Here is a 21854-nt window from a genome sequence, read left to right as displayed (position 1 = left end):
CCTTACTCCGACCTCCGACTTCAATGCCTTAGCCGAAGGGCAGGCTGTGGACCGGTCCTAAGCCACGAGGCCAGACGAAAGTCCGGCACAGACTGGTGCGTCGCATCTGCAGGTCTCAAAGCGCTTCTTGGGACGGTTTCTGAGGTGTGAGCCGCAAGCCCCTGGTTTCGGGCCGCCATCGCGGCTTTCTGGCGACCGACCGCTCTAAGTTCACCCGCCTGCGATGGCGCGCACCGTTCTCGTGATCCACGCCGTCAGGACCGCTCGAAACGATATGACCAGGATCCGCCTCGGTCCGATGATGACCGATCCGACCAGCACGATGGCGAGTAGCGCCGCGTTGGGTGTGCACAAGAGCACGGGACCGGCATCCGGTGAGACATGTCGGGCTGCCCGGTTTACACCGGCGCCAATTTTCGAAGGCTGGCTGGTTGATACGAGTTGTGCGCGCGTTGCCGCCATGCGTGCGAGGACAACTGCTTGAGCCTCCTTATGTTCGTGTATCCCGCGCTTCATTTGATCGCCTCTTTGACAGACTCAACATCGCGTTGGAGCTCTTGTTGCAAGGTCTTGAATGATTGCCCAGGTCGCTGAGCGCGTAAGACAAGGAAGGCAGCAATCGTCACAACCAGCCACGTTGCGGCGACGCCCCACACGACGCGAAGGAAATAGGGCGTCCCCCAGGCGGACGCAATGACGGCGATGCAAAGGAAGGAAAGCGTGAAAAGAGCGCCAACTGCCAGCGCGACCAACGCAATCACTTCGTGCAGCAATCGCGTTTTCGTTTCGGCCAGCTCGATGCGAAACAATTCACCGTAGTCAGCGACTCTTCGAGTGCAGAATCGACCAATATTGCGCCATCGCGTGATTTTTGATTGGGCCGACATCTTCGTACCCCCACCAAGACGGTGACTGCGGCGAATCCAACCGGTCCTGCCAATTGGGCGAGACGCAATCCTAGGCCGTCGGAGCGGAGGTTCGTAGAAACATCGACCCGCTACCACGACGGTGCTGACCTAATACGCCCGGTCGTTAGCTCTCGGATTCGTTGGATAAGCTTGGGAAGCAGCGCTTCTAGTGTTTGCCCAGATCGCCCCGGCTATGAAACTGACGGCGGCGACGATGCCCAACACTGCAAGTGGACTCTCAGCCGTTCTGTCCCGCACGAGGCTGGTGGTATCCGCGCAGAGCTTCTGCGCCTTACCGCTTAACTCGCGCGCTTTCCCAGACATCTGGGTGGCCGCGTCGCCAACCACACCGCTTACTGCGTCTTGAACTTTGCCTGCCACTTCGTTCAATGTACCTTCTGCTGTGTCGGTGTCCATGACATCCTCCCATCGTTGACTATGTCCTCCTGCGCACGGGACGTGCCAGCCACCCGCCACGAGGTGTCAGTTCAGACCGAGGAGAACGCCAAGTCGAGGTACGGTTCGGCATCGCGGACAGCCGCACACGAATTGCCGTATTACCGTCAACGCAGCGGCCGGGAAGTGTGGAAAATGTCGTCACGGGATGCTGCGGCGAGGGGAGTTGCTCGGCATCTTTGACATCCAGACTGCGCGGATTGGCAAATCCTCCTAACACCCTGCCTTGACTACGGGCGCCGTTTCAAATGCATGCCTCGGCGGGAATCGGGCGCCCAGGCATCCACGTTCAAAGGAATGTTGGTCGGACTCGAGCCACAACCGCAAATGCTTGGTCGAAAAGCCCGGCGGTGCGGGATGCCGGTCGCCTGGCATTGGTCGCAATCTCGAAGAAGTCGCATCACCAGCTATCGGTCAAATACTTTATGCAGAGGAATGGTTGTTGCTTGACTAACTTAGCTCACCTCTCGGACAGCTGTTGTCATGGCCACCGCCGTTCCCTTCACCGAGTCGCATCGACTACGCAGGCTCAAAACGTTCGGGATTCTCGACACCCCGGCGGAGGAGCATTTCGACTCCATTACCAGGGTCGCTGCAAGTCTTTTGCAGGTACCGATTGCATTGCTCAACTTCATCGACGAAACCCGAGAGTGGTGTAAGTCCGCGTGGGGAATGGCGCGCCGGTCGGCCAAGCGAGAGGAGTCGCTTTGTGCTCAGGCCCTCCTGACGAACGATATCCCTGTGATTCCAGATGCGACCGCGATGAAGAATCTCGGAATCACCCTCAAGTGGTCGGTGAGCGCAACGTCGTTGTCTATGTGGGGCGGTATCGAAAGCGTCGGACAGCACGGCCCTCGGGACGCTGTGCGTAATTGCTCATGAGCCCCGGAATCTCAGTGAGTCGGAGAGAGCGACACTGAAAACGCTAGCAGAACACGCAGTGCTACATCTTGAAAAACGGCAGGCATCGGCAGAACTGCTGGAGATGCGACGTCGCCTCGACGAGCTTGAGCATCACCAGGAAGAGTTTCTCGCAATGCTTGCGCATGAGCTTCGCGCGCCGCTGGTGCCTATTCGGACCGGCATCGCCATTCTCGACCGACCTGAAGCGACGGATGCAGAGCGCGCCTGGGCGCGAGGGTTCTGTCGCGATAACGGTGAACGGACGAGCCTGATCAATATCATCAGGATTATTTATATCACTAGCGAGTAGAACTGCCGGTTCTGTCGCGCTAATGCGGGAGAGGTAATATTCGCGGCTGACAAATATACTTTGGCTGCCCGATGAAGAAAGTGCAAACACCGCGAAAGACGCTAGCTCCGGGCATCGCCCATGTCCTGAAACGCCTCCACTATCCGCTCGATGTGATGTTGCTGTGCGTGCGGTGGTACGGCGCCTACTCGCTCAGTTTGCGTAATCTTGAAGAGATGATGGCCGAGCGAGGTATCGCGGTCGATCATTCGACGGTACATCGCTGGGTGATTAAACTGGTGCCGCTGTTCGAGAAGACGTTTCGCCGTCACAAGCGGCCAGTGGGCAAGAGCTGGGGAATGGACGAAACGTATATCCGAGTCAAAGGCCAGAGGAGGTATCTCTACCGGGCGGTCGACAAAACGGGTAAAACCATTGATTTCCTGTTCAGAGCCAAGCGGGACAAGGTGGCAGCACGGCGCTTCTTTGAAAAGTCGATCGCTCAGAGTGGTGTGCCTGAGACGGTAACCATCGACAAAAGCGGCTCTGATCTGGCCGCGCTGCACGCGGTGAACGCCGAGCGGGAGACGCCCATCATGATTCGTCAAGTCAAGTACCTGAATAACGTGGTCGAGCAGAACCATCGGGCCATCAAACGCATCACCCGACCGATGCTTGGCTTCAAAGATTTTCGTTGTGCCCGCATCATCCTGTCCGGCATCGAAGTGATGCATATGATCAAGAAGGGGCAGATGAAAACCGAGAACGGAACTCATCCGTCCACCGCCGCGCAGTTTTATTCTATGGTTATGTGAGCAGTCCTTGTCATTTCTTGTCTGCTCATCAAGACGATCTTATCGCGACAGAACCTCGGCCGTTGGCATAAGCAAGAGCACCGCGGGCGAGGCCGTCGACGCATTCGTCGCGGTTGTGACGCAAGCAGTCGTTGAAGGTGAGGGCGTTCAGCTGGTCGGTTTCGGCACCTTCAGCACCGGCCAGCGTGCGGCACGCACCGGTCGCAACCCGAGGAGCGGTGAAACGCTGCAAATTGCGGCTGCAAAAACCGTCAAATTCACGGCGGGTAAAGCGTTCAAGGATTCAGTGAATTCGTAAGGGCGCTCGGCGTATTATCGGGTCTTTGCGCAACCCCATGGCAAGCGGTGGCGAAGTCATGGCTCGGCGCTTCAACACCTGGGGCAGGGTCGGCGACGCTTAAAACAGTTGATCGTCAAGGGCCACCAGGTTCGTCCACTTCACGGCACTGCGCCGCGCGACGCCGTCGCGGTGAATCGATTTGATCATGACTCGCTGGCCGCGCGCCTTGCCAAGCACCTCGGCGATGCGATCGCCGTATCGCAGTAGCGCGCCCGCTTGGGACGGGCCTTTAAAAGGAAGCGGACGCGAGAGCCTAGCGGTTGGTTACGCGGCATTGTTGAGAAGCGAACGTGTTTAACTGAAGGGCGGTCGGCCGCTAATCCAATTTAGGGCGCACGAGCGGCGATGCACCGGCGCCCGCCAGAAATTGGCGCAATTGTCTTTCGGCTGCCACCACCCGACGCAGTGGAGCCTCGGCCAACTGCTTGTCATGCAGAGAAAGCAAGCGTTCGATCACGGGGGCGTCCTGCTCACTGAAGATCCACTTGCCGGATTTGGCTGCTACCGCGGCCGTGTCCTTGAGCGCCGCTTCAGCGTGCTCATAGCACTCGAAAGGAATATCACCAGATCCCATGCGCTGAAGGTTGTACGCCATATAGACCGAGCGGACTAGTTCGTTGATTTGATGGCGGCTTCCGTTGTCGCTGCGGCAGGCAACCAGCGCGAGGTGATACGCGAGCGATAATTCCACGCGCTGAGTGACTGGGGCATCGGCAAAAGCGATGACTTGCTCAATGGCTTTCGGTTCGCACCCGGGCGGGTGGGTTTTCGTTTTGTTCCTGCCATCCGCGAATCGAAGCAAAGTTTAGAAAAATCTGGGTCAGCCTGCTGTCGACGCTTGAGCTGCCTACCGACGGTCGTTGGTGCCCCGGGGCCGAATGAGATGGCCTATCAAGTACCGCGGAGAGCGTTACTGGGCGGGGCTGCGTCGGAGGAATTGTTTGGAAGTTACCAAAGGGATTACCCTTGCGCCACCGACACAGCGTTTCCTATGCTGACTGAAGGAGTTCAAAAGGGGAGCGGGGCATTGGGTCGCCATCTACGAATGCAGTAGCGCTCCGAAGGGCAAACTCGTAAGCGGAATTTTGGCTCGCGAACTGGCCTAGCATTCCCAGTGAAGTAGCCTCGCCATCCCCTTCTAAGATGACAGCGCGCGCTACGAAAGCGTGACCTTCTCTTGTGACGGAAGGTTGTATCGCCGCACCTCGGTGGTATAGGACCATCTCAAATCCTCTCTCAGTTGTCTTAGGGGAACCGCGAGTGCAATCTTACTGTACTAGTTTTGTCGACGGAAAATGTTACCCTTTCTCGTTAGCCGCATAATTACTATGAATTGAATCAGGCGCGAATCAAGCAATAGTTTGATCTCGATCCACGCGCTGGCAACAGCGAAAACAATGATCGTTGGTGATACGCTCAAAAGCGCAAACCGACTCCTGCTTCGATCAGATCCGTGGCGCTGTTGTAGCGCGTGACTACGCGATCGCATGTGATGCGTTTGGCAAACTGTCCTGGATCGGTTGTCCATGCTCGCACGATTAGATGACGATCGATTGAGCCGGATTCAAACGCCATCGAAGTGGATGACATCCCGTCATCGTCTCCCGTATTGCTCCAAATGTCTCGTATTGAACGATGCTGACGTCGCTGCTCCTCGCTGGAAGCGTGAATGGTTAAAACCTGAAAAACGATACGCCGTGTGCATCAATCGGAGCTCGCAACCGTTCCGGCTAACGTGTTCAGCGACTCACCAAATTTCGCGGGAGCACTTCGAGCGATCATCCGTTAGCGTGCAAAATGCAAGCAGCGTGACCTTTGCCGGCTGCGCTAGCAGAATTGATGGGCAAGGTTGGCGCGCCTGTGGACGTCTAGCGCTATTAACGGACATCAACACCAGAAGGACTACTGACCCACTTCTTTAACTGTCAGAGCATTCTTCACAGACGTCACGCCGGACACACCCTTCGCCACCTCGCCGGCCTTGTCGATCTGGGCCGGGTCAGTGACGGATCCCGCAAGCGCCACTGCGCCGCCTTTTGCAATTACGTTGATTCCGGAAGTCTTGACGCCACCCTTCGAGAGCGCGCGGATCACTTTCTTGCTGAGTGCGCGATTAGCCTGTCTGGCGGCTTTCGCACTTCCTCCTTCTGCCGGCGCCATGCTGGATTGAGTCGACGACGCAGCGGATTCGCCAGTCTGCGACCACGCATTGATGGATACCACAACGATCAATGCGCTACCTATCAGCTTGAGTGTCTTGACTGATTTCATTGCTAGCTCCAGTTGGGCCACGATAAATCTCCACAGAGATCGCGGGTCTGCCATTACGGTGCAGCTTGATCATGCTGATTCGCAGTAGGTTGCTCCCTGCCTTGGCCCCTACAAATAGACCCCGCCGACCGTTGGCCGAGTTTTGGCGAGCGCGCAAGGGTATGCAATCGCTCACAGGCAATCTGCTCCTGTTTTTCCAGCGAAACAATTGGACCTTGGTCCAATTGACCCTGGTCCAATAGATCGGCAGCACCAAGCTTCTGAGATGGCACCTCGATAGGTTCCCGGAGGGCCGGACATGATCGGCTCAAGTTCACAGGGAAGCGGACAGTCCCCAAGTGTTCATCGAATGGCGGCACATGGGCCGGCTTGCGCTTGACGCCCGTGACCTCCGCGCGGCCGAAGGCCGCCGATAAGCGAGCGAAAAGGTGGCAGCGATGTTTCGACCGGCTTGGTCATGGATCGCTCTCGCGGGTGCAAGCCGTGGGTGCGGGCAACACGTCGGTGTCCATTGGACGACTTTCTATCGCCTGGCGTCGTCGCTTTCTGGCGGACCCGGTACCCGGTTACACGCGGGATTTCGCCAATGTCGGGCGGACACAAAACGGGCGATCACAGGCGGGCGTGGCCGTGCCTCCGCGCCAGCAAAAATAACGGGCAAATATTAGCGCGCCAGTGGACATCACTAGCAGAATTGACGAACTCCAACAGCCGAAACAATTTTCGCCGCCCAGCTATTCTTTCACCTTCTGAGCTACATGGGAAATCCGGTCCCGTACGACGCGAATCGCCTGTTTGAGGGCGTAAACATCCTGAAAATAACGCTGAGGAATCCGTATCCGGCTGGCATGAGCATCAATGTTCTCGATTTCATCGCGCCATTTCGCAATCTGGTCAGGGGTTGGTTGCTTGTTCCTCCATATTTCATCTTCCAGCGATTTGATTTCCCGATACCAAACCACCAGCCGGTTTCTTATCCGCGCCTCCACCATGCGCGGCAATGCCTGCAGCAAGCCTAGCAGTAAGGCCATGAAGGGGAGCAGGATCAACAGGCGCCTTTCGATAAAGCTGGCCAGCCAGAACGGAAGGTAGCGCTGCAGGAAGGGCCGACCGGACTTGAAGTAGCGTGTGCTTTCCTCGGAGATGGGGAACTCTTCGGTGTTCAGATTGGGAAACGCGCCGAGCGGCGTAAAGTAATCTTCGCCGCCGTGGACCGTTTTGGCCGCTTCGAGCAGCAGGTAGGCGAGAGCCGGGTACAGGGTGTCCTTGGACACGAGCAGAGCCGTGGCGGCCAGCAGGGTGACATCAGCCTTCGGAAGATCGTTGACGATGCTGGTCGAGGCGCGCGGAAAAATAATCTTGGACAGAGACGGGAATTTTTGCACCAGGGCGTCGGCCTGGGCAAAACTCATCAACTTCAGATCACTGTTTAAAAGTGTTTGCTGCATGGAGGCATCGGGCCTGCCGATAAAGAATGCGGCATCCAGCTGGCCATTTTCGAGGCCTTGATATGCCTTGACTGCATCTATTTGCAGCAGCGTGGTGCTGTCGCCTGTGATGCCACTATCGGCGAGCAATACCAAGGAGACGTTGAGCAGGCCGCTGCCGGGAACGCCTATGGCGATCCTTTTGCCGCGCAGCTGTGCCAGCCGGTCGACGGTGGCGTCACCACGATAAAACACCCAGATCGGTTCATATGAGACGGCGGCGATGATCTGCAGGCGGTCTGTTTCTTTTGGACTGGTGGTGCCGGACTGGATAAAGCCCACTTCGTATTCGCTGTCCGGATTCTTCAGCCGCTGATAATTCTCGATCGAACCGGAAGACCTGCGGATATCGAGCGTGATGCCATTACGTTTCAGGATGGGGGCATAGCGATCCGCAAAGCCGCGATAGATACCCTTGTCCGCCCCGGACGTGATGACGATCGTGTGCTGCATGGCGGGCTTGAGTACTGTCGCCAGCGGCCAGCCCAGCGCGGCCAGCAGCAGTGCCGCGCCAAGGATGAGGAGCCGCCGGCGCCCTAGTGTCATGGGAACCTTCTGGCTACGACGAAGCGCTGGGTTATGCCTGGGCATTGCTCGGCCTCTCTCGTCAGGTCTCTCACGCGGGGCTGGACTCGGAGTAAGCGTATAGGTGGCGGAGTTGCTGACAGTCGCCGGCGAGACGGCGACTGTCAGCTGAAGCGTCTGGCTCACTGCCTCGCTGGCGGTTCCGAACAGGAAGCTGGATAGCGCGGCCGCTTGAGCACCTTGTCCACGCCCGCATTCGAGCTCGCTTTTCGTCGATCTATCCTTTTGTTTTCCAAACCTACGTTACCAGATTGTCTTATAGCAAGACCCATTAGCCTGTCCCTTCAGATCTGCTTTTTCGGATGGATACCTCAGGATGTTCGAGAGATATATTCCGGTACTACGAGCGTCAATGTCTCGTTCATTCAACGGGTCGCCTGGGTCCGCCAGCTCAGACCTATGCCGTGAGCCGCAATGCCTCGTATACGCAGGCAGTACATTGCGCAACGCATAGGTGGCTCTAATCAGTTAAGGGAGCTGACACGTTCGTGTCCATTGCCTTCAGGCAGTTGCCCGCGATTTTCCACGGTCAGTAACAGGGCGGCAGGCGCACAGGTGTGAATGTGGGGTCGAAGGGCCGCAGCGGGTCTAACATTGGCAATCGTGAAAGACAGTGTTCGCCCACAGAAACCGCCGTTCGAGGTGGCGATTAAAACTTCCCTATGGTGGACGCTTAGAGTCCGCCCGTCAATGAGACATGATTTCGGCGCCGAAGCGATATCCTCGGTCGGGCACTGTGATGTAGGTGTAGCATCCCAGCACTCAAACATGGTCTTCGCCAGTCCCGGTCGTGCGGGGGCGACCTCGAGGCAAACCGCAGGAGTCAATCATGAGCTCATTGGTAGTCGCCTTGATCGTGTTTGTGTGCGTCTTCGCCAGTGGGATGCTCGGCTTGGGTCTTCGCTCTTTTCTTCCCGCCCATCACCTGAGCGAGGATTCGACGGTTATCGTGAAGCTGGGGGCTGGCCTGATGGCGACGCTCGCCGCTCTCGTCCTTGGTCTCCTCATCGCCTCGGCAAAGGTTTCTTTCGACCGACTCAACGACGAGTTCATGCAGACGGCGGCTACGGTCATCATGGTCGATCGCACCTTGGCCGATTATGGCCCGGAGGCGAAGGAAGCCCGCGAGCTCCTGCGCCGTACCTACGCCTCGTCTGTGGAGCTGTTTTATTCCGGGGGAGGTGCCGGGAAGGCCGAAGCGGACGTTCCGGACAGCTTGGTGCGCGTGGAGCAATTTCAGCAAAAGCTTCGAGAACTGGCACCACGAAACGATATGCAGCGGATGCTTCAGTCGGACACCTTGGCCCGCAGCCACGACCTGGCGCAAACGCGCTGGATACTGTTCCGACCAGGGCAGGGCGCGATACCAACGCCATTCCTGGCGGTGCTGGTACTCTGGCTTGGTATCCTCTTCGCAGGTTTCGGTCTGGTCAGCGCCAACAACCCAACCGCCATTGCGACGCTTTTCGTCTGTGCGCTGTCGGTCTCCGGCGCTCTTTTCCTGATCGAGGACATTGCCCACCCTCTCGAAGGGTTGATGCAGATCTCCCGCGCGCCGGCGCAGATCGCGCTGTCCCATCTCGGCCAATAGTCTCGCGCTGCCCAGCAGCCGTATCGCCTTCGTCGACATCATTCCACACGGTTTGTTGCAATACCGCAGCCTGCCAAGCTGCAGGCGACGAGACCAACGATTTGATCGATGAAGCATAACTTGATCCGGCTGTGGCACGGGTCCTCGAACGCCTTCACTACCCACTGAAGTGAACCTGACCTGCCCGCACTGGTATGTGGCCTAAATGCGTAGGCCGTGCTCGACTTGATAGCATGGGTTTATTGCTTCTCGATAATCCGTGCCCGATCATCTTGCATCAACCTTCCTTATCGTCGCCGTAAGGAGGGTCGATTTCTCTGGTCGCACGACACTGGAAATTGCGGAGCGCGAGTTGCACTGGTTGCTCGAACGGCTGAACTGACAGACAACGATTTGCGGATCGGGCGATGTCTGCGCGTGACGTTCGCTGAGGCGAATCCTAAAAATGCGTAACTCACGGGACGGCAGGCTCGGATATCGTGAGGGTATGGAAGGCAACGGCCTCAACCATTTATCGCCTGAAGTTCAAGGCTAATTTTCCCGATTTACGCAGCCATAGCGATCAGAGTTTGGGCAAAGGAATTGTCGATTTATGAACTTTGGATTCCTACCCAATACCAAGGCCGGTACAGTCAGCGCGTTTGACATAAATCTAGGAATCGACGCCGGCTAAGCTTAAGCCGCCCGGAAGCGGACATTTGAATATGGCTAGAAGCGGACATTACAACTTAGCTGCTATATCAATGTCGAGGCCAGATACAGATGTCCGCCTCCGGGCTAAGTTGAAATGTCCGCTTTTGGGTCGAGAATTATCTCTGTAGAAAGCAGTTTCCCCACCGCGGCTGCCTGCATTTCGGAGGTCCTCAAGATCATCGCGTTCAGATCAATCTGCTTGAGTTCGCGTTGCTTGCGCGTGTTGTTGGCCCGCATCTTCGGCCTCACCGGTTCGCCCTGATTGGTCCTTGACGGCGAGCCCGAGATGCGTCGATTATCACGCTCGGTTTGCACCTGTCGAGACAGCGCGAGGATGTGTCCAAGCCGCTTGTTATCGATCTCGGCACCCTGGTCTACATCCGAGAGCCGATCGTACTGGCGATAGGTCAGGGCGGTGCCATTGGCCACGATTTCGATGCGACCATCCGGGTACTCGTACACCTCCAGATAGTGATGAATCAGCGCTCGGGTTATGGGTGAATCATCGAGCAGGTAGAGCACCCGATCGTATTGCACGGTCAGTGTGTTCGACACGCAGCGCGATGCGCGAGACGTTAAAACTGAGTCCAGATTCTCGTCGCTGCGCAGTGGCCTATGTGCGTTGTAGTCGCTCTTGGGTACCTTGCCAAACCGGTTGTTGAAGTCGGCAATGAAGTGGGGCGCATAAGCATTGGCCGCCTCCTGTGTGTCAATTGCGCGCAACCGCAATTCCTTCACGAGCCGGTCCTGCAAGGTCAGGTTGGCGCGCTCCACGCGGCCCTTGGCCTGGCTGCTGTTGGCGCAAAAGGTGTCGACATTGAGTTCATATAAGGCCCGGCCGAACTGCGTTATTCCCGTGTCAGCAGTGCTTTTGTGATTGGCCGAGAACACGCTGGCTTTATCGCTGTAGAGCGCCATCGGCTTGCCATGCTGCTCGATATAGCGCCGCGTCGCTTCGAAATAACTGAAGGTCGACTCGGTCGCGGTGAAGTGCAAAGTCATCAAGCGGCTCGTCGCATCATCGATAAACACCAGCAGCGTGCAGGCCGGCGCCCGGTCTTCGAACCACCGATGATCGCTGCCATCGATCTGGATCAGCTCGCCCAGGCACGAACGCCGGTTCCTCGGCTGGTGGATCTTGGGCGGACGTTGTCGGCGAGGCGTCCATAAGCCCGCGTCGATCATCAAGCGCCTGACCGTCTCCTTGGCCAGCTTCAGATCGTGGCATTCGCGCAGTTTCTCGCACGCCAAGGTCGGACCGAAATCGGCGTACCGCTCCTTGATGACCGCCACGGCTCGCACGCCAACTCCTGAATCTATCCGGTGATTGCTCGGCTTGGCGCATCGGCCCGAGATCAGCCCAGGCGGTCCTTGTTCGCGCAGGCGTGCCGCTAGGCGTCGAACCTGGCGCGTGGTCAACGACAGCCGCTCGGCGGCTCGCCACGGCTTGAGCAATCCATCGACGACTGACTGAATCACTTTGAACCGGTCCAACTCGCGCATCGTCATGGTGATTCTGTCCGTCGCCGTCATCGTAGCTCCCGGCGCCGTAGGAATCGACGCCGGCTAAGCTTAAGCCGCCCGAAAGCGGACATTTGAATCTGGCTAAAAGCGGACATTACAACTTAGCTGCTATATCAAAATCATTGATAATTAGCATTATGTCAAATAAAATGCACCGACCGCGGGGAGGAAGATCCCATACGAGAATCATCGTTCATGTGGACTATAATGCACATGTTTTTGAACATGGAGATGCGCATGGGTAAGGCACTCGAAGTCCGGGCACGTAAGTCAACGAACGTTACGCTGCCGCTTGAAGTTCTGACTCGAGCCAAGGAGCTCGGGATCAACCTTTCGCGCGCGAGTGAGCGTGGTGTGCGTGAAGAAATTCAGGAGACTGAGGCTCGCCGTTGGGCCGACGACAATGCCGAGTTGGTCGCAGCATACACTTCAATGGTTGAGCGCGACGGGCTGCCGCTTTCAAAGCACAGGACGTTTTAGTGGCGCGTTTTGATCTCTACGAGAACCCCGACGATGGGACGCGCCGCCTTGCGCCGTATCTGCTTGATGTGCAGAGCACTCACGTCGGAATCTTGCCGACGCGCATCGTGATTCCTTTGCGACCTACCTCGGATCTTGGGTTCTCAGGCAAACCATCCGATTTGCTGCCGTTCTTCGAGATCAGTAGTGAGAAACACTTCCTCGACACGCCTGCCATGAGTGCTGTTCCCTTGAGCGCGCTCGGCAGGTACATCGGCTCGCTTGCGGATCGCCGCGATGTCATCCTGTCCGCACTCGACCGAATTTTCGGCGCCTACTGACAGAAGGCAACATGGGTTTGGTCGGTCTCCCGGGCGAAGACTGGCAAAGGCGCGGCATCAGCGCTCTTTTGACGCTCGGCATTGCGCGCTAGAGTTGATTGCCAACCTCTATGCGTCCGTCTGCCCGGCACTGCCACCCTCCTCCTGGTTCGTGCACGCCGTGCTATGTGATTCATTGGCTAACATGCTTTCATTGAGAAATGACCTCCGCTTTGCCGCAGCAGCTACTAATTGATTTGGATAACTAAAACATTTCGCAAATATTATTATCTCAATTCGGAGTTTTCAGTGGTCTATCTTGAGCGCTCATATCCGCCGTTCGGCCACGACGAAGAAGCCTATTCGGCCGGCAGGCTACGGGACGCTGAAAATCATGAAAGAAAACGGCTTGCGCCTGTTGCTCGTTGGCTATGAGTCGGGCGACGACCAGATCCTGCTCAACATCAAGAAGGGCCTGCGTACGGACATCGCGCGACGCTTCACCGAAGACTGCCACTCGATAGCCGATAGCCTCCTTTCCGGACCGTTTCGATCATTGCGTCGACCGGCCTAAGCGCATCACGGAGGATTTTGACATACACATCGACGGTGCGTTCTTTAGTATCGGTTTGTTCCGCCCAGACTACTTTCAAAATTGTGTCACGTGAAAGCACCTCTCCGGGATGCGTCAAAAACAGACGCAAGAGTTTGAACGCCATTGGCGACAGGCTAATGGTCACTTCTTGATCTTCCATTCGGACGGATACTCGATGTGACGTGAGAGACATGGTGATCGCAGCAACTTTCAAAACATCCTGCGCTTGAACAATTGGCCGTGGTCGCAACATAACCTGCACACGGGCAAACAATTCTCTCGTTGAAAAGGGCTTGACGAGGTAGAAGTCTGCCCCGACCTCGAGTGCCTTCAATGTGTCTGCTTCGCGCAAGCCTTCACCCAACACGATCACACCCAAATCTTTTGTCCTTCTAACCGAACGAAGTGCGCTCAACAGCGACAGGCCCGTCATGTCGGGCAACGTCCAGTCAAGGATCACAACTTCTGGCAACCGCTCATCAATTAATTCCTTCGCTTTTTTTCCCGTGAATGCAATCGCAGGTTGATGCCCTGCTTGCTGTGCATGCAGCCATAGTCGTTCGGCTATTGAGGGGTCATCTCCGACGATCAGGATTGCAGACATATTGCTGCCCGAGTATGGGGGCGCGAAGAAAGTAGGTTGGTGGAGCAGTAAACAAAAGCTGCCTAAGTTCTTATTTGCGACTGAGGCGTGATCATAACCGGCTGCCTCACCCGTGTCTGAGAACTTCAGCGGTTTATCTCAACATCGATTTGTCACATTTTTATGGTAGCGAATTTTGCCAATTCAAGGGCGAATAATTGAGAAACATCTACGCCCGTTAATCACTTCGAAAGCAAACGTTCAGGTTTCCGACGCCAAAATTTCATTTGGCAGTGTTCCAATCCGGCCAGCTTCAAAAATAGTAAGAGAACGAAATAGTAAGTAAGGGAACGAGAAACTAGTACACCCAAACCAACCGGGGACCCCCACACATGTCGGTCATTTCAACAAGTCGCACTGGTTTTCTTCTAACCTCAATCGCGGCAGCCTGCGTGCTGACCGCTTGCGGAGGCAATGACAACAATTCGCCGGCATCGGTCAGCGATAGCGGCGTAGTAGCCGCAGCCGGCTTCATGCCCGGCAGCACGACCGGCAATCCAACCCTCAAGGCGGGCTACTATGCTGGCGCCACCGTGTGCGTGGACGTGAACGGCAACGGCAAGTGCGATACATCGGAAGCGAGCACGACAACCGACAGCACCGGCCACTTCACGCTGCAGTCCGCCGCCAGCGGCCCGTTGATCGCCGACGTGAGCACCAAGGCCATCAACACGGCAACCGGCGCAGCTGCTCCAAGCCATCTGATCCTGCGCGCCTCGGCTGCGCAGGTCGCCGACCAGGGTGCGACGAATGTCGTGATCAGCCCGATGTCGAGCGAAGTCCAGCGTCTTGTCGAAGCGAACGGCACAGTCTACGCGACCGAGAAGAGCAACCTGGTCAACCGCCTGAGCACACCGGTCCTGGGTGCGGCGTCGGTGTCGGTGCCAGCTGCGGACGTACTCAGCGATGTGAACAAGCTCTCGGCTCCTGAGCAGCAGGCTGTGCTGTTCGAAGACAACCAGCTCGCGAACCGCTACACCTACGCCACGACGAAGCTCGACCGCGGCGACCTGTACCCCGACAACCTCGCCGTGCCCGGCGGCGACCCGTCGCTGGTCGGTGTCGCGGGCGTGAGCGCCGCAACGATCGTGAAACCGACGCAGACGCAGGCGCCCATCACGTTCGCTCAAGCCCAGCAAGCCGCGTTCAATGTCGAAGGCATCCCGCGCTACGACAACGTCTTCATCATCATGCTCGAGAACCACAGCGTGGCCCCGGTTACGGGTACCCCAGGAATTCTCGGTGCGACGCAAGCCCCGAACATCAACGCGTTCCTGAGTGCCAACAACCAGTTCACGACCTATTACTCGACGGGTAACCCGAGCGAGCCGAACTACACGGCACTCGGCGGCGGGGACGACTGGGGTATCGTGGACGACAACTGGTGGGGCTGCGCCGCCCCGGCCGCGCCGACGGACGTGGCATTCACCGGTGGCAAGGCCTCGGACGGCCAGCCTCTCGTCGCGACCGGCGCGTTGCCACCGCAAGACTCCAGTCACCTGTCGGGCTTTGGGAGTTCGTCCTGCAACGTCACCGCCAGCGCCAACCACAACGTCACGGCACCGTCCATTTTCAACCTGATTTCGCAAGCGGGCCTGACGTGGCGCTCGTATAGCGAATCGATGAACCCCGGCCAGGATCCGCGCGCCGACAGTATTGCCGACGCCGCAATATCGGATACCTACACGGGTCCGGGCTCCGCCGGTGGGCCATTCAAGGTTCCGGGTGCGCTGTACAAGACCAAGCACCATCCTGGCATGGCCTATCAGCAGACGCGCAGCCTGCCTGAGTTCTTCGCCGACAACCGCACCATCTTCGGCACGCAATACTCCGCCGCCGACTGGTCGAAAGCGACGGCGTACCCTGTCCCGGCCGGCTACAACACCGACCAGTTCAGCACAGACCTCGCGAGCGGTGACGTGGGCAATCTGAACTTCATCATGCCCGATCAGTGCGACGACATGCACGGCACTGGCTCCGATCCTTCGTGCCTCGGCGGAAGCGAGAATATCGTTCAGCGTGGCGATGACTACGTACGTCAGGTGGTCGCGAAGATCCAGGCATCGCCGCTCTGGTCCAACAAGCAACGCAAGGTGGCCATCGTCGTGATGTTTGACGAAGGCGAAGGCAGCTCCACCTCGTGCTGTGGCTGGAACCCGGTGACGTCGAACGTCGGTCAGCAACCGCTCACATTCGCGAACGGCAAGTTCACGCAGACGACAACGACGGCTTACAGTGCGGGCAACCACGGTCACGGCAACTCGATCTTCGGTGTGGCAACGAACCAGGCCAACCCGAAGGTAATCGACAGCGACGAGTACAGTCACTTCGCACTGGTGCGTACGCTGCAGGACATGTTCCAGGTCGCTGACCCGGCGCAGCCGCAGACGTACCTCGCTCGCGCGAAGTACACCGAGTCGTTCATCGCGAGCAACATCGTGAACCTGCCGGAACTCGCGGCCAGCGCGGATACGCACTTCGACTCCGTGCGTCCGATGAACCATGCCTACATCACACCGGCAGGCTACACGCAGAAGCTGAACCCGGTCGATGTGACGGGTACGTCGCTGGCATCACGCGCTCCGGGCCCGGACGCAACCCAGACCAACGTCTGGGCACTGGCCAAGTAAGCACGCGGCTCGCGGGGAGGCGGCTCACTGCCTCCCCGCGGCGGCAAGTGTGATCTCCCTGCCAGGCCGCGTTTTTTGCGGCCTGGCAGTTTCCGTTCTATCCGTCCCATCGCCAAGCGGCCTTCGGCCCTGTCAGGACCGCCCGGCGATTGGAGTCAGGGTTCCAAAGACTTGATATGCGAAAACTCTCCCTCGGCGTGATCTGCGCGCTCTCACTGATCTTGGCCGCCTGCGGCGGCGGCAGTGGCAGCGGCGACTCGACCCAGACGTCGTCGGGCGGCCCGTCGGGCGTCGTCGCGCCCCCGGCGCCAGTCACGCTTAGCGTGGCTGCACAAGTCGGCCAGAAATTGTTCTTCGACCAGAATCTGTCAGGCAACAAGAACATGGCCTGCGCCACCTGCCACAACCCTCAGTTCGCGTACGGGCCGCCCAACAGCCTGTCCGTGCAGCTCGGCTCGGATCCGTCGCAGGCGGGCCAGCGCGCCGTGCCTTCGTTGCGCTACAAATCCATGACGCCGCCCTATAACGATATCGCCGAGAACCCGGACGGCATCACGCAGAACGCGCCTGGCGGCGGTTTCATGCTGGACGGCCGCGCCGCGACGCTCGCCACCCAACCGGCACTACCGCTGCTCAATCCGATCGAAATGAACAACCCGTCGCCAGCCGCCGTGGTGCAGGCCGTACAGAAAGCGTCCTACGCGGCGCTGTTCCAACAGGCATTCGGCTCAGGCGTGTTCTCTGACGCCAACGCCACGTTCAACGATATCGGTCTCGCCCTCCAGGCTTATCAGCAGGAAGACCCGAGCTTCGCGCCCTACGCGAGCAAGTTCGACCTGTATGTCTCCAACAAGCTCGGCGGCACGTTGACAGCGGCGGAGATGCGCGGCCTCCAGCTCTTCAATGACACAGGTACGGGCGCCGCATGCGTAGCCTGCCACTATGCCGGAGCGAACTTCAAGGGCTCCGTCGCGCTCATGACCGACTTCACCTACCAGGCGATCGGCGCGCCGCGCAACGACACACAGATCCCGGGCAATCCCGACCCGATCCCGAGCAACGTCCCTGCGTCGTACGTCGACATGGGTCTGTGCGGCCCGCTCAACAACCTCCACACGCCCGGCACAGCCAGCAGCGGCGCGGGCCCGGATTCGATCACCGGCGTCAATGTTCCCGACCCGTATTGCGGCCGCTTCAAAGTGCCGACGCTGCGCAATGTCGCGACGCGCTCCGTGTTCTTTCACAACGGCGTGTTCCACTCGCTCGTGCAGGTGCTGAATTTCTATAACACGCGCGACACGAACCCGGAGTACTGGTACCCAAGCACGGGCGGCGACCCCGGCCAGTCGGTGCAGAACCCGTCCTACGCGCTGTTCCCGACATCCGCCTCGGGTGCGACGGCCCAGTCGTTCAACGATCTGCCAGCGGCGTACCAGGGCAATATCGACGAGGAATTACCGATGGGCCAAGGTCAGACTGCGGCGGGCGGCACAACAGCGGCCGACGGTGCGCAGCCCCGCGTGGTCCACTCGGCGCCGCAGCTGACGCAGCAAAACATCGCGGACCTGGCCTGCTTCCTGAACACGCTTACCGACGGCTATCAAGTGCCCGCCACGCCGCCCACCAGCGGCAGTTGCGTGAACTGACAACACCCTGATCCAGGCAAGCGGCCGGCCCTTTCGGGCGGCCGTGCGCCGAAAAAATTCACCTGTACTTTAGCAATCCAACCTGAGCAACAAACACCATGACGCGACGTTCCACCGCCGGCCGCATTGCTTGTGGCGCATTCGCCCTGAGCGCCCTGACCCTGTTCGCCGGCTGCCATGACAATAGCCAAGACGTCAGCCGGGAGAATTTCACGGCCACCATCAACACCTTTCTCGCCCAGCGTGGCCACCTGTGCCTCGCTAAATACGACTGGCCGATCTACGTGACAACGGACGATATGGCCGCCGGTACCCGCGACGCGTTACAAATGCCGGTACTCGAGAAACTCGGTCTGGTCGCAGGCAAGGACGTGGTGGTCGAACGCACCGATGAGAACAGCAAGAAGATCCGCGCGAACGCGCGCCAGTTCCAGTTGACGGCCGAAGGTCAGAAATACTATCTGCATATTCCGGAAGTAGTTGCGACCGCCACCTCGCGCGTCACGCATCCGGCCGATTTCTGCGCGGCCACGCTTTCGCTCGACAAGGTAGTGGGCTGGGAGCGGCCGGCGCAAGTGAACGGCCAGACCGCCACCTCGGTTATCTATACCTACAAGATCGATCCTGCGCCGTGGGCCAAGAGTGACGACGCACAGCGCGTGTTCCCGATGGTCAGGCGCGTGATCGAAGGCGCGGGCACGATGCAGCTGCGCGAGGGTGTGTATTTGACGTCGAAGGGCTGGGTCGCCGACGAGGTCTTCGTCCGCTGAAATCCAGCGGGCCTGCGGGGCGCCCAGCCGTCCCGAAGGTCACTCCATGCCGGACACGCGTGGCGCGAAGCGGCGCGTGCGAATCCATTTGGTGGCCACCCACTTCTCGCCCGTCCGCAAGGGCGTGCTTGCGTGCAGGGAGCTCGGGTCGGCGAGCCCGAAACGGTTGCCGTATTCGAAGTAAAGTGCCTGGCCGCGCCGCGGCACCACCGACCATCCGATCTGGGGGAACACGGTTTCACCTCCGCCATCCACATCGTTCAGATACATCAGCAATGTGCCCACGCGCTGTCCGCTGCGCGCGATCGACTCTTGATTCGCCGGGTTGCCCGGGACCAGGTAGTCGACGTGCGGCGTCGATTCGGCGCCCGCTTCGTAGTGCAGAAGTTGCAGGCCTTCGCCGTTCTCGACCGGCAGGCCTGTGAGTTCGGAGATACGAGATTCAAGGCGCGCGATCAGCGGGGTTTCGCCCAAGCGAAAAAACATGCCGTGGCTGCTGCGATGCCCTGCCACGACATTACGCCCGGTCACAGGATCGACCACGGTCGAACGGTCCAGACGCGGCCGCGCGAGAGAAGTTAACTGCTCGCATTCGTTCGCGCTGAGAAAATTGTCGAGCAGTACTGCGGCGGGCCGGTGCATACGCGCAATCACGCGCACCTTATGCTCTCCGAGCCGGATCAGCGGACCGTCCGGTACGCGCCACGGCTCCACTTCGTATGTGAGCGGCGCACCGCCGATTTCGAGCGTCTCGCCCGGCAACGGCGTGCCGTACAAAAAAGCCGACGAGACCGCATCGACCATTGCCGACGCGAGCTCCGGTGCGTTCTTTCGGTCAACCAGCTCACGCACAATCGCCTGTGGCGCAACGCCGCGTGTGAGATTGTGGGTGATCCAATCACGCAAAGCGGCGGGGAAGCTAACTGTTATGGACATCGAAATGGCAAGCGATAGGCTGGAAGAATTGTGTCGTGGTGACGCCTGAAATCACTGCCATGATAACGTTTTTCAGCTTTTTTTCTATGCTTTGGTTGCCCTGCATCTTCGACAGGGCGGACGATTACCCGAGGGGCCATTTGTCGGAATACAGATGCACCTATTCAACGGACTGCTGCTAACGCAGCGCACTTAGCTGAGCGGTTTTTAGTGGTCGTCCGCTGGCGATGAGCAAATGCCCAATCTCACAGTGATACAGTCAGCCACGGTTGAATCGACGCGCCGCATCGCCAGGCTACCACTGGGCTTTGTTCGGAAGGGGGTGCTTGTCGATCAGTCCTGTCGTACATGTGTAGGGTTCCGCATACCGGCTCCTGCGTCAGCCCCATTCGGACGTGAGCTGCACCAGGTGCCTCTGCACTCGCCCTTCGGGCTCCCCCCGATGCGCCCGATACTAGTCCATCGGCACCTCCGCCAGCCGTCGAAAACCCCGCTCTGAAGAACAAGTCATTTAGCGTTTCTGATTGACGCCGCCATCGGTGTCGCTTTCTGACCGCCGTTCACACCTCTCCATCCAGCCTGTTTTCCGAATACGTCGGCGCCGAGCTCTGCTGGCAGCACGCCGAAAATTGCTCGACACAAATGATCCGTCGCCCCAACGCCCGGTTGAGCTAATCCTACCTTCTGTGTAGTCAGTTGTATGTTTGGCCCCCTTTACAACGGCCAACCCGCCATTCCCGATCGATATATGTCAAAACACCCCTCTTGCAATTAAAGGGTTCGTAAGAGAATGCCGTTATCCCTTGTAGAAGACGATTGTCTCCGACAAAAATCAGGCTACCCGATCGATAACGTTGGGTCAGGCGACATAAGTGGCATAGCGGGGGATACATTGCACCAAGAAAAGGCACCACAATTTCGGGCCGTCGCAGCGGGCGAAGTCGTTTACTCGGAAGGGTATGCAGGAAACGCCTGCATCTACGTCATCGCCGAAGGCAAGATCGAGATCTCCACCAGATGCGATGAAAGGCGAGTGGTGCTTGCGATCCTGGGGAAAGACGAATGCTTCGGGGAATGTGCGCTGTTGCGGTCCGAGCCGCGCGGATCAACCGCGAGAGCCCTAAGCTTTTGTCGGCTGATCGTCATCGACCCAACGTCGGTCGAAGTTGAACTGGAGCGCGTGTCGCCCCTGCTTCGCCACTTGATGCGTAGCCTGATCCGCAGGAACAAACGAGTTGACGAACTCCTCCCGGCACACACGAACGCCGATCTTTTGCATGGCATCGTCTCCTATGCCAATTTGCTGAGTCTGATGGCGCGGGCCGAAAGCCACGACGCACGGCGTCATCCGAGTTCGGAGAATGTGTCTATTTCATTCACCGATGCCTTCAGGCATTGCCAGGCCATAATCGGTCATCCTCGCATGCACATTATGGCAATGCTCAGACGTATGGAAACGTTGAACCTTATCGCGTTTGAAACCGCGCGTGGGGACTTCGTCGACGATGTGTCCTCTCCCACGGCTGACGACACCGTCGAGCGGCAGGTCGTCGTTTTCAACCCTGGGCGAATCGTGGAATCAGCGCAGCGGGCCGCGGACCATAGCCTTGGCATCTCGATCGTGACGGAACTGGAACAGGCCGGCTTGACGAACGTCGACGCGCTTATCGGCATCGAAAAGCAGTTGCTGCTGGACAAGCTGTCTCGCGAGGATAACGGCATCCCCGCCAGTTCGAAGAAGCCGCCGCGGTCCACCAACGATTACAAATCGCTGGCCGACATTGAATTCATCGACGATCGCACGCTCTTTGACACGGTCAACGCTTTCGACCCCTCCGACCTTGCCAAAATGCTTGTCTCGGCGACCGATCGCGCGGTTTCCGAGCGCCTGTTGTGGGTCATGACCAAGGCCCGGCAACACGAGGTGTCGCGGATCATTCGAAGCAATCCTATGATCGATCCGATCGAGATAGACGATATCAGTCGGAGATTC

20 protein-coding genes are annotated in these 21854 nt (G+C 58.4%); 12 read left to right on the top strand and 8 right to left on the bottom strand.

What is annotated here, in order from left to right:
- Positions 1-274 precede the first annotated feature (274 nt).
- Positions 275-484, top strand: coding sequence for a hypothetical protein (locus JWR14_RS31540; RefSeq protein ID WP_299717238.1), 210 nt, complete (start codon positions 275-277; stop codon positions 482-484).
- Positions 485-512: 28 nt separating this feature from the next.
- Here JWR14_RS31540 and JWR14_RS31535 read toward each other — a convergent pair whose 3' ends face one another.
- Positions 513-887: a phage holin family protein gene (locus JWR14_RS31535; RefSeq protein WP_299717236.1), complete on the bottom strand. Its 375-nt coding sequence runs from the start codon at positions 885-887 to the stop codon at positions 513-515.
- A 129-nt stretch (positions 888-1016) separates the two neighbouring features.
- Positions 1017-1325 carry a CsbD family protein gene (locus tag JWR14_RS31530; RefSeq protein ID WP_299717234.1) on the bottom strand — a complete coding sequence of 103 codons (309 nt, stop codon included), beginning with the start codon at positions 1323-1325 and terminating at the stop codon, positions 1017-1019.
- 522 nt (positions 1326-1847) lie between these two features.
- On the opposite strand from JWR14_RS31530, the gene JWR14_RS31525 reads away from it, so the two are divergent.
- The 4 genes from JWR14_RS31525 to JWR14_RS31510 all read left to right on the top strand — a co-directional run bounded on the left by JWR14_RS31525 (position 1848) and on the right by JWR14_RS31510 (position 3669).
- Positions 1848-2246, top strand: coding sequence for a hypothetical protein (locus tag JWR14_RS31525; RefSeq protein ID WP_299717232.1), 399 nt, complete (start codon positions 1848-1850; stop codon positions 2244-2246).
- 58 nt (positions 2247-2304) lie between these two features.
- Entirely contained in the window at positions 2305-2577 is a 273-nt protein-coding gene (locus JWR14_RS31520; RefSeq protein ID WP_299717231.1) for a hypothetical protein, read from the top strand.
- A 71-nt stretch (positions 2578-2648) separates the two neighbouring features.
- A complete protein-coding gene (locus JWR14_RS31515; protein ID WP_299717229.1) occupies positions 2649-3371 on the top strand; it encodes an IS6 family transposase in 723 nt (240 codons plus the stop codon).
- Positions 3372-3378: 7 nt separating this feature from the next.
- Positions 3379-3669: an HU family DNA-binding protein gene (locus JWR14_RS31510; protein ID WP_299717227.1), complete on the top strand. Its 291-nt coding sequence runs from the start codon at positions 3379-3381 to the stop codon at positions 3667-3669.
- Positions 3670-4027: 358 nt separating this feature from the next.
- Here JWR14_RS31510 and JWR14_RS31505 read toward each other — a convergent pair whose 3' ends face one another.
- The 3 genes from JWR14_RS31505 to JWR14_RS31490 all read right to left on the bottom strand — a co-directional run bounded on the left by JWR14_RS31505 (position 4028) and on the right by JWR14_RS31490 (position 8015).
- Positions 4028-4402 carry a hypothetical protein gene (locus JWR14_RS31505; protein WP_299717225.1) on the bottom strand — a complete coding sequence of 125 codons (375 nt, stop codon included), beginning with the start codon at positions 4400-4402 and terminating at the stop codon, positions 4028-4030.
- A gap of 1211 nt (positions 4403-5613) precedes the next feature.
- Positions 5614-5982 carry a BON domain-containing protein gene (locus tag JWR14_RS31495; RefSeq protein ID WP_299717220.1) on the bottom strand — a complete coding sequence of 123 codons (369 nt, stop codon included), beginning with the start codon at positions 5980-5982 and terminating at the stop codon, positions 5614-5616.
- Between the two features lie 734 nt (positions 5983-6716).
- Positions 6717-8015: a TAXI family TRAP transporter solute-binding subunit gene (locus JWR14_RS31490; RefSeq protein WP_299717218.1), complete on the bottom strand. Its 1299-nt coding sequence runs from the start codon at positions 8013-8015 to the stop codon at positions 6717-6719.
- Positions 8016-8883: 868 nt separating this feature from the next.
- Here JWR14_RS31490 and JWR14_RS31485 point away from each other — a divergent pair.
- A complete protein-coding gene (locus tag JWR14_RS31485) occupies positions 8884-9645 on the top strand; it encodes a hypothetical protein (protein ID WP_299717216.1) in 762 nt (253 codons plus the stop codon).
- Between the two features lie 777 nt (positions 9646-10422).
- Here JWR14_RS31485 and JWR14_RS31480 read toward each other — a convergent pair.
- On the bottom strand, positions 10423-11871 hold the full coding sequence (locus JWR14_RS31480; protein ID WP_299717214.1) for an ISNCY family transposase: 1449 nt from the start codon (positions 11869-11871) through the stop codon (positions 10423-10425).
- 228 nt (positions 11872-12099) lie between these two features.
- On the opposite strand from JWR14_RS31480, the gene JWR14_RS31475 reads away from it, so the two are divergent.
- Both JWR14_RS31475 and JWR14_RS31470 read left to right on the top strand, forming a co-directional pair.
- Complete coding sequence (locus JWR14_RS31475; protein WP_299717212.1) at positions 12100-12342, top strand: type II toxin-antitoxin system CcdA family antitoxin; 243 nt, start codon at positions 12100-12102, stop codon at positions 12340-12342.
- Positions 12342-12662 (top strand): CcdB family protein, encoded by a 321-nt coding sequence (locus JWR14_RS31470; protein WP_299717210.1) that lies wholly within the window; start codon positions 12342-12344, stop codon positions 12660-12662. The genes JWR14_RS31475 and JWR14_RS31470 overlap by 1 nt, the downstream gene beginning before the upstream one ends.
- 479 nt (positions 12663-13141) lie before the next feature.
- Here the strand turns inward: JWR14_RS31470 and JWR14_RS31465 are convergent, their stop codons facing one another.
- Positions 13142-13840 carry a winged helix-turn-helix domain-containing protein gene (locus tag JWR14_RS31465; protein WP_299717208.1) on the bottom strand — a complete coding sequence of 233 codons (699 nt, stop codon included), beginning with the start codon at positions 13838-13840 and terminating at the stop codon, positions 13142-13144.
- A gap of 371 nt (positions 13841-14211) precedes the next feature.
- On the opposite strand from JWR14_RS31465, the gene JWR14_RS31460 reads away from it, so the two are divergent.
- From JWR14_RS31460 to JWR14_RS31450, 3 genes are all read left to right on the top strand, one after another.
- Complete coding sequence (locus JWR14_RS31460; protein ID WP_299717206.1) at positions 14212-16509, top strand: alkaline phosphatase family protein; 2298 nt, start codon at positions 14212-14214, stop codon at positions 16507-16509.
- 176 nt (positions 16510-16685) lie between these two features.
- A complete protein-coding gene (locus JWR14_RS31455) occupies positions 16686-18155 on the top strand; it encodes a cytochrome c peroxidase (protein ID WP_299717203.1) in 1470 nt (489 codons plus the stop codon).
- Between the two features lie 98 nt (positions 18156-18253).
- Positions 18254-18925 carry a hypothetical protein gene (locus tag JWR14_RS31450; protein ID WP_299717201.1) on the top strand — a complete coding sequence of 224 codons (672 nt, stop codon included), beginning with the start codon at positions 18254-18256 and terminating at the stop codon, positions 18923-18925.
- A gap of 39 nt (positions 18926-18964) precedes the next feature.
- On the opposite strand, the gene JWR14_RS31445 is transcribed toward JWR14_RS31450, so the two are convergent.
- Positions 18965-19861, bottom strand: coding sequence for a 2OG-Fe(II) oxygenase (locus JWR14_RS31445; protein ID WP_299717199.1), 897 nt, complete (start codon positions 19859-19861; stop codon positions 18965-18967).
- 892 nt (positions 19862-20753) lie between these two features.
- Here JWR14_RS31445 and JWR14_RS31440 point away from each other — a divergent pair.
- On the top strand, positions 20754-21854 hold a 1101-nt coding region (locus JWR14_RS31440), incomplete at its 3' end, for a cyclic nucleotide-binding domain-containing protein (protein ID WP_299717197.1).

The organism is Caballeronia sp. (assembly GCF_028292365.1).
Taxonomy (GTDB): Bacteria; Pseudomonadota; Gammaproteobacteria; order Burkholderiales; family Burkholderiaceae; genus Caballeronia.
This window is presented reverse-complemented; position numbering and strand designations above follow the sequence as displayed.

Coding starts and splice junctions, on each gene's coding strand:
- JWR14_RS31485 (WP_299717216.1), top strand. CDS start 8,884: ATGAGCTCATTGGTAGTCGCCTTGATCGTGTTTGTGTGCGTCTTCGCC.
- JWR14_RS31525 (WP_299717232.1), top strand. CDS start 1,848: ATGGCCACCGCCGTTCCCTTCACCGAGTCGCATCGACTACGCAGGCTC.
- JWR14_RS31480 (WP_299717214.1), bottom strand. CDS start 11,871: ATGACGGCGACGGACAGAATCACCATGACGATGCGCGAGTTGGACCGG.
- JWR14_RS31540 (WP_299717238.1), top strand. CDS start 275: ATGACCAGGATCCGCCTCGGTCCGATGATGACCGATCCGACCAGCACG.
- JWR14_RS31445 (WP_299717199.1), bottom strand. CDS start 19,861: ATGTCCATAACAGTTAGCTTCCCCGCCGCTTTGCGTGATTGGATCACC.
- JWR14_RS31535 (WP_299717236.1), bottom strand. CDS start 887: ATGTCGGCCCAATCAAAAATCACGCGATGGCGCAATATTGGTCGATTC.
- JWR14_RS31460 (WP_299717206.1), top strand. CDS start 14,212: ATGTCGGTCATTTCAACAAGTCGCACTGGTTTTCTTCTAACCTCAATC.
- JWR14_RS31475 (WP_299717212.1), top strand. CDS start 12,100: ATGGGTAAGGCACTCGAAGTCCGGGCACGTAAGTCAACGAACGTTACG.
- JWR14_RS31455 (WP_299717203.1), top strand. CDS start 16,686: ATGCGAAAACTCTCCCTCGGCGTGATCTGCGCGCTCTCACTGATCTTG.
- JWR14_RS31450 (WP_299717201.1), top strand. CDS start 18,254: ATGACGCGACGTTCCACCGCCGGCCGCATTGCTTGTGGCGCATTCGCC.
- JWR14_RS31465 (WP_299717208.1), bottom strand. CDS start 13,840: ATGTCTGCAATCCTGATCGTCGGAGATGACCCCTCAATAGCCGAACGA.
- JWR14_RS31530 (WP_299717234.1), bottom strand. CDS start 1,325: ATGGACACCGACACAGCAGAAGGTACATTGAACGAAGTGGCAGGCAAA.
- JWR14_RS31515 (WP_299717229.1), top strand. CDS start 2,649: ATGAAGAAAGTGCAAACACCGCGAAAGACGCTAGCTCCGGGCATCGCC.
- JWR14_RS31490 (WP_299717218.1), bottom strand. CDS start 8,015: ATGACACTAGGGCGCCGGCGGCTCCTCATCCTTGGCGCGGCACTGCTG.
- JWR14_RS31495 (WP_299717220.1), bottom strand. CDS start 5,982: ATGAAATCAGTCAAGACACTCAAGCTGATAGGTAGCGCATTGATCGTT.